3 protein-coding genes are annotated in these 3,007 nt (G+C 66.8%); all 3 read left to right on the forward strand.

The window, feature by feature from the left end; genetic code table 11:
* Positions 1 to 24 precede the first annotated feature (24 nt).
* The 3 genes from trpB to accD are packed head-to-tail and all read left to right on the forward strand — an operon-like array spanning position 25 to position 2,961.
* Positions 25 to 1,287: a tryptophan synthase subunit beta gene (gene trpB, locus AC1DU6_RS25370; RefSeq protein ID WP_477860469.1), complete on the forward strand. Its 1,263-nt coding sequence runs from the start codon at positions 25 to 27 to the stop codon at positions 1,285 to 1,287.
* Complete coding sequence (gene trpA / locus AC1DU6_RS25375) at positions 1,284 to 2,087, forward strand: tryptophan synthase subunit alpha (protein WP_477860471.1); 804 nt, start codon at positions 1,284 to 1,286, stop codon at positions 2,085 to 2,087. Before trpB ends, trpA begins: the two co-directional genes overlap by 4 nt.
* Before the next feature lies 1 nt (position 2,088).
* Entirely contained in the window at positions 2,089 to 2,961 is an 873-nt protein-coding gene (gene accD, locus AC1DU6_RS25380; RefSeq protein WP_056196658.1) for an acetyl-CoA carboxylase, carboxyltransferase subunit beta, read from the forward strand.
* Positions 2,962 to 3,007 lie beyond the last annotated feature (46 nt).

Below are 3,007 nucleotides of genomic sequence, written 5' to 3' on the forward strand. Positions count from 1 at the left end.
GAACTGACCCGATAGAGGAAGACCATGTTCCAGTACGACCAGCCCGACGCGACCGGGCATTTCCGCCATGCGGGCACCGCGACCTTCGGCGGCAGCTTCGTCTCCGAGACCCTCGTCCATGCGCTGGACCAGCTCAAGGACGCCTACGCCCACTACCGCAATGACGCCGAGTTCATCGCCGAGTACAAGAAGGAACTCAAGCACTTCGTCGGCCGCCCGAGCCCGATCTATCACGCCGACCGCCTGAGCCGYGAACTSGGYGGCGCRCAGRTCTACCTGAAGCGCGAGGACCTCAACCACACCGGCGCRCACAAGATCAACAACGTCATCGGCCAGGCSCTGCTGGCCAAGCGCATGGGCAAGCCGCGCGTCATCGCCGAGACCGGCGCCGGCCAGCACGGCGTGGCCACGGCGACCATCTGCGCGCGCTACGGCCTGGAGTGCGTCGTCTACATGGGCAGCGAGGATGTGAAGCGCCAGTCGCCCAATGTCTACCGCATGAAGCTGCTCGGTGCGACCGTCGTGCCGGTGGAGAGCGGCAGCAAGACGCTGAAGGACGCCCTCAACGAGGCGATGCGCGACTGGGTCACCAACGTCGAGAACACCTTCTACATCATCGGCACCGTGGCCGGCCCGCATCCCTATCCGATGATGGTGCGCGACTTCCAGCGCGTCATCGGGCTGGAGTGCCTGGAGCAGATGCCCGAGCTGGCCGGCCGCCAGCCGGACGCCGTCATCGCCTGCGTGGGCGGTGGCTCGAACGCCATCGGCATCTTCCACCCCTATATCCCGCACGAGGCAGTCCGGCTCATCGGCGTCGAAGCAGAAGGGCAGGGCATCGCCAGTGGCAAGCATGCCGCGACGCTGACCGCTGGCAGCCCCGGCGTGCTGCACGGCAACCGTACCTACCTGCTGCAGGACGAGGATGGCCAGATCATCGAGACGCATTCCATCTCGGCCGGCCTGGACTACCCCGGTGTCGGCCCCGAGCACGCTCACTTGAAGGACATCGGCCGTGCCGAATACGTCGGCGTCACCGACGCCGAGGCACTGTCGGCCTTCCACCGGCTGTGCCGCACCGAAGGCATCATCCCGGCGCTGGAATCCAGCCACGCGGTCGCGCATGCCATCAAGCTCGCCCCGACGCTCGGCCAGGACAAGGTGCTGCTGGTCAACCTCAGCGGCCGGGGCGACAAGGACATCGGCACCGTGGCCGACCTGTCCGGCGCTGCCTATTTCGACCGACCTTCGCAAGCGGGCGAGATGGTCAAGGGAGGTGCGCAATGAGCCGCATCGCCACCACTTTCGACCAGCTCAAGGCCGCCGGCCGCAAGGCGCTGATCCCCTTCGTCACCGCGGGTGATCCGTACCCGAGTGCAACAGTCGATCTGCTGCTGGCCATGGCCGAGGCCGGCGCCGACGTCATCGAGCTGGGCGTGCCGTTTTCCGACCCGATGGCCGATGGCCCCGTCATCCAGCGCGCCGGTGAACGCGCCTTGAAGAACGGTATCGGCCTGCGCAAGGTGCTTGGCTTCGTGCGCGAGTTCCGTGCCCGCAACAGCAAGACACCGCTGGTGCTGATGGGCTACGCCAACCCGGTCGAACGCTATGGCCTGGACGCCTTCGTGGCCGACGCCAAGGACGCCGGCGTGGACGGTGTGTTGATCGTCGACTACCCGCCCGAGGAATGCGAGGAGTTCGCTGCCAAGCTGCGCGCTGCCGACATGGATGCGATCTTCCTGCTCGCCCCCACGTCCACCGAGGCGCGCATGGCCCAGGTCGGCAAGCTGGCCAGCGGCTACGTGTATTACGTGTCGCTCAAGGGTGTGACCGGCGCCGGCCACCTGAACACGGCGGCCGTGGCCGAGACTGTGCCGCGCATCCGCCAGCACGTCAGCGTGCCGGTGGGCGTTGGTTTTGGCATCCGCGACGGCGCGACGGCACGGGCCGTTGCCGACGTTTCCGACGCGGTCGTCATCGGCTCCAAGCTGGTCGAGCTGCTGGAGCGCCAGCCAGCCGATAATGTCGCCCTGACCGGCGCGGCGTTCATCCAAGACATCCGTGCCGCACTCGACAAGAGGAACTGACATGAGTTGGATCGACAAACTGCTCCCGCCCAAGATCCAGCAGGGCGACCTCGCCGACCGGCGCACGGTGCCTGAGGGCCTGTGGATCAAGTGCCCGAGCTGCGAGACGGTGCTCTACAAGACCGACCTCGAGCAGAACATCAACGTCTGCCCCAAGTGCTCGCACCACCATCGCATCGGCGCCCGTGCGCGCCTGGACGCCTTCCTCGACGGTGAAGGCCGCTACGAGATCGGCCAGGAAGTGCTGCCGGTCGACGCGCTGAAGTTCAAGGACAGCAAGAAGTACCCCGACCGCCTGAAGGAAGCGCTGGAGAACACCGGCGAGACTGACGCGCTGATCGTCATGGGCGGCGCCATCATGAGCGTGCCGGTCGTGACCGCCTGCTTCGAGTTCGACTTCATGGGCGGCTCCATGGGCTCGGTCGTCGGCGAGCGCTTCGTGCGTGGCGTCGAGACCGCCATCGAGCAGAAGACGCCCTTCATCTGCTTCACCGCCACCGGCGGCGCACGCATGCAGGAAGGCCTGCTCTCGCTGATGCAGATGGCCAAGACCAATGCCTCGCTGACGCGACTGGCCAAGGCCAAGTTGCCCTATATCAGTGTGCTGACCGACCCGACCATGGGCGGCGTGTCTGCCAGCTTCGCCTTCGTGGGCGACATCGTGCTGGCCGAGCCCAAGGCGCTGATCGGCTTCGCCGGCCCGCGCGTCATCGAGAACACCGTGCGTGAGAAGCTGCCCGCCGGCTTCCAGCGCGCCGAGTTCCTGATGGAGAAGGGTGCCATCGACATGATCGTGGACCGCCGCCAGCTGCGCGAGACCATCGCCCGCCAGCTCGCCATGCTGCAACGCCAGAGCGCGGACGCCGTCGCCTGAACGTCGCCCGCAGGGTCCCAAGCCAGGCCCCGTGCCTGGCTTTTGT

It is taken from the genome of Roseateles sp. P5_B10, assembly GCF_056400485.1.

Excerpts from the sequence above, each read along its gene's own strand:
- trpA (WP_477860471.1), top strand. The coding sequence starts at position 1,284 with ATGAGCCGCATCGCCACCACTTTCGACCAGCTCAAGGCCGCCGGCCGC.
- accD (WP_056196658.1), top strand. The coding sequence starts at position 2,089 with ATGAGTTGGATCGACAAACTGCTCCCGCCCAAGATCCAGCAGGGCGAC.